The sequence below is a fragment of the Dietzia sp. B19 genome, assembly GCF_014145155.1.
GTDB classification, from domain to species: domain Bacteria; phylum Actinomycetota; class Actinomycetes; order Mycobacteriales; family Mycobacteriaceae; genus Dietzia; species Dietzia natronolimnaea.
On sequence record NZ_JAALED010000062.1, the window covers coordinates 1 to 2,956 of the forward strand.

Below are 2,956 nucleotides of genomic sequence, written 5' to 3' on the forward strand. Positions count from 1 at the left end.
CGGACGGGTCGGGTCGTGGAGGTCACGCGGACGCCGGCGTGGCGTGCCGAGGTCGACCACTCGGTGGCGGGAGGCCTCGAGGGAGCAGTCCGCGGGGCGGGTGCGCGGGTGCTCGGCGTGGACCACGGCCGGCGGGTGGTGTTGACCGTCGCCGGGGAGCTCGAGGTGCTGGGGCCGATCCTGGCGACCCGGACCTCCGGTGGGGTCGAGTGGCAACCCGCAGGGGTGGCGACCACCGAGAACGCGGTGCGGTGCCGAGATATGGAATCCTGACGGTATGAGCATGCAGCCCTACCAACCGAACTCGATCGAGGTCCAGAAGCAGCAGGTGCGCAAGGATGCGCGCACCACGGCGATCGCGCTGGGCGTGACCGTGGTGGCGCTGCCGATCGCGTTGTTCGCCAGCTCGTTCTTCACCGTGGTGGCGATCCTCGCCGGGATCGTGGCGATCTACAAAGGCAACCAGGTGCGCCAGGCCATCTCGGGCAAGCCCAAGAATCGCGAACTGTACTGACGGATCCGGATCGACCGTGGGCGTCCCCGGTCAGCCGTGGCGGCGGACCACGTCGGTGAGATCCGCCCGATCGGCCCGGAAGGTGTTGGCGGGGTGCTCGGGGTCGGCGTAGCCGAAGGCGATCCCGCACACGATCAGCCGGTCCTCACCGATCCCGAGGTGCTCGCGGACCCCGTCCGAGTAGAGCGCGAGCGCGGCCTGGGCGCAGGTGGCCACGCCCAGCGAGGACGCCGCCGCGAGGAACGTCGCCACATAGCCACCGCAGTCCACCGCGCCGTAGGTGCCCAGGCCCGCGTCCGAGGTGATCACCGCGACGTGCGGGGCGCCGAAGAACCGGTAGTTCTCCAGCATCTGCGTGAGCCGTGCCTCCTTGTCCGAGCGCTCGATGCCCAGCGCGGTGTAGAGGCCGTACCCGCTGGCCCGCCGCCGTTCGCCGTACACGCCCTCGTAGCGCTCGGGTGCCGGCAGGTCCGAGCGCATCCCGTTGGCCAACACGTACTCCGTGAGGTGCTTGCCGAACTCGGTTGTCGCGTGCCCGGTCACCAGGTCGACCTGCCACGCCTGCGAGTTGCACCAGGACGCCGTGCGCTGGGCCATCTGCAGGATCCGGTCGATCGTCTCCTCGGGAACGGGGTCGGAGGTGAACCCTCGGCAGCTGTAGCGGTCGTCGAGGATCCGCTCGAGCGTGGCGGCGGCGTCGGTCATGGGCCCTCCAGGAGGTCGTGCGGGACTGTGATGTCAGTCTCGCACGGGGGGCACGCGGCCCCCGGCCGGGGCCCGTCCCGAGCCCCGGCCGGATCCTTCGTGCAACCGGGTGACCGCGGTGGGATCAGTCCGCCGGGTTCCCGGCCACGTCCACGCTCCAGGTGACGCCGAACCGGTCCGTCAGCATCCCGAAGCCGGCGCTCCACGCGGACGCCGCGAGGGGCTCGATGACCGTCGCACCCTCGGCGAGTGCGCTCCAGTACCCCTCCGCCTCACCGAGGGAGCTGACGCTGACGGAGTCGAAGAACGGCTGATCGGTCACCGTCATGCCGTTCTGGCGGGTCGTGAGACCACCGAAGGGCTCGTCGCGTCCGGGGATGTCGTACGCCATGACGCTGAAGCCGCAGTCCGCGGTGACGCGGCCGAAGACCACCTTCCCGGCGTCCGGGGCGTCCTGGGGCATCCCGACCTCGCCATAGGTCGTGATGTGCACCTCGCCGCCGAAGGCGCGCTGGTAGTGCGCGAGCGCCTCCCGTGCGGTGCCGGGCAGGTTGAGATGTGTGGTGGTGGTGACTGACATGGTGACTCCCTCGGGTGGGACCGGATCCGCGGCGATCTGCCGCTCGGCTCCATCGTGTCGGGGCTCGAGGACACGGGGTGTCCTCTTTTCCGGGAGAATGGGACCATGAGCGGAGCTCCCGAGCGGACACTGGCGTTGCTCTCCCTCCTGCAGTCCCCGAGGAGTTGGCGGGGTGAGGAGTTGGCGCAGCGCCTGGAGGTGACGACCCGCACCGTGCGTCGTGACGTGGACCGCCTCCGCGAGTTGGGGTACCGGATCCAGGCGGTGAAGGGGCCCGACGGCGGGTACCGGATGGAGTCGGGGACGGAGTTGCCGCCCCTGAGGTTCGACGACGACCAGGCGGTCGCGATCGCCATCGCCCTGCGACACTCGGCCGCCGCGGGTGTCGAGATGGGTGATGCCGCGCACCGCGCGCTGGCGACGGTACGACAGGTGATGCCCTCACGACTGCGGCACCGGATCGACGGGATCCGGTTCGACAACTCAGCCCACCCCACCGGAGTCGACTCCACCGGCGTCACCCCCGCCGTCGTGGAGGCCGTCAGCGAGGCGGTGCGGAGGAGGATGACCCTGCGCTTCGGCTACCGCGACCCCGATTCACCGTCCCGGCGGACACAACCGCACGGGGTGGTGGCGCGGAACGGACGCTGGTACCTGGTCGCGTGGGACCTGGACAGGGACGACTGGCGGACGTTCCGGGTGGATCGCATGACCCCACGACTACCCACCGGGCCCGCCTTCGAGGCCAGGGGGATCCCGACCGGCACCGCGACGGGATTCCTCGCGAGCCGGTCGAAGGGGTCCGCCCACGACGACGCGTGGCCGTGCGTCGGGGAGGTCGTGATCGACCTCCCCGTGATTGACGTGGCCCGCTGGGTGCACGACGGCGAGGTCGAGGCGCTGTCGGCGCACTCCACCCGGGTGACGCTCGGGTCGTGGTCCTGGGCCGGCGTGATCGCCGCGGTCGTGCGTTTCGACGCCGGGTTCCGCGTCCTCGGCCCCGACGGACTGCTCCGGGCGGCGCGGGAGCTCGAGACCCGGCTGGCCGCCGCGCGGACACCCCGTGACGGTGTCCCGACCGGTTAGCGACGACCGGTCTCGCTATCCTCGCCCTATGGCAGTGCGGGTGGACGCGTGGACGTGGTCGGTGCGGCTGA

General features: G+C 71.1%; 4 protein-coding genes and 1 pseudogene. 3 read left to right on the forward strand and 2 right to left on the reverse strand.

From position 1 onward, the window contains the following. Both G6020_RS02595 and G6020_RS02600 read left to right on the forward strand, forming a co-directional pair. Positions 1-273: pseudogene (locus G6020_RS02595) on the forward strand (IMPACT family protein); the annotation flags it as partial. A gap of 4 nt (positions 274-277) precedes the next feature. Then, a complete protein-coding gene (locus G6020_RS02600) occupies positions 278-514 on the forward strand; it encodes a hypothetical protein (RefSeq protein ID WP_179525086.1) in 237 nt (78 codons plus the stop codon). A 30-nt stretch (positions 515-544) separates the two neighbouring features. Here the strand turns inward: G6020_RS02600 and G6020_RS02605 are convergent, their stop codons facing one another. Together G6020_RS02605 and G6020_RS02610 are read right to left on the reverse strand one after the other, a co-directional pair. Beyond that, positions 545-1,219, reverse strand: coding sequence for a nitroreductase family protein (locus G6020_RS02605; protein WP_182609566.1), 675 nt, complete (start codon positions 1,217-1,219; stop codon positions 545-547). 124 nt (positions 1,220-1,343) lie between these two features. Then, positions 1,344-1,799 carry a VOC family protein gene (locus tag G6020_RS02610; RefSeq protein ID WP_182609567.1) on the reverse strand — a complete coding sequence of 152 codons (456 nt, stop codon included), beginning with the start codon at positions 1,797-1,799 and terminating at the stop codon, positions 1,344-1,346. A gap of 105 nt (positions 1,800-1,904) precedes the next feature. Between G6020_RS02610 and G6020_RS02615 the strand changes: the two genes are divergently transcribed. Then, positions 1,905-2,885, forward strand: coding sequence for a WYL domain-containing protein (locus G6020_RS02615; RefSeq protein WP_182609568.1), 981 nt, complete (start codon positions 1,905-1,907; stop codon positions 2,883-2,885). The last annotated feature ends 71 nt before the right edge of the window (positions 2,886-2,956 follow it).

What these genes read in the sequence shown, in the direction of transcription:
- G6020_RS02600 (WP_179525086.1), top strand. Translation starts at nt 278, where the DNA reads ATGAGCATGCAGCCCTACCAACCGAACTCGATCGAGGTCCAGAAGCAG.
- G6020_RS02605 (WP_182609566.1), bottom strand. Translation starts at nt 1,219, where the DNA reads ATGACCGACGCCGCCGCCACGCTCGAGCGGATCCTCGACGACCGCTAC.
- G6020_RS02610 (WP_182609567.1), bottom strand. Translation starts at nt 1,799, where the DNA reads ATGTCAGTCACCACCACCACACATCTCAACCTGCCCGGCACCGCACGG.
- G6020_RS02615 (WP_182609568.1), top strand. Translation starts at nt 1,905, where the DNA reads ATGAGCGGAGCTCCCGAGCGGACACTGGCGTTGCTCTCCCTCCTGCAG.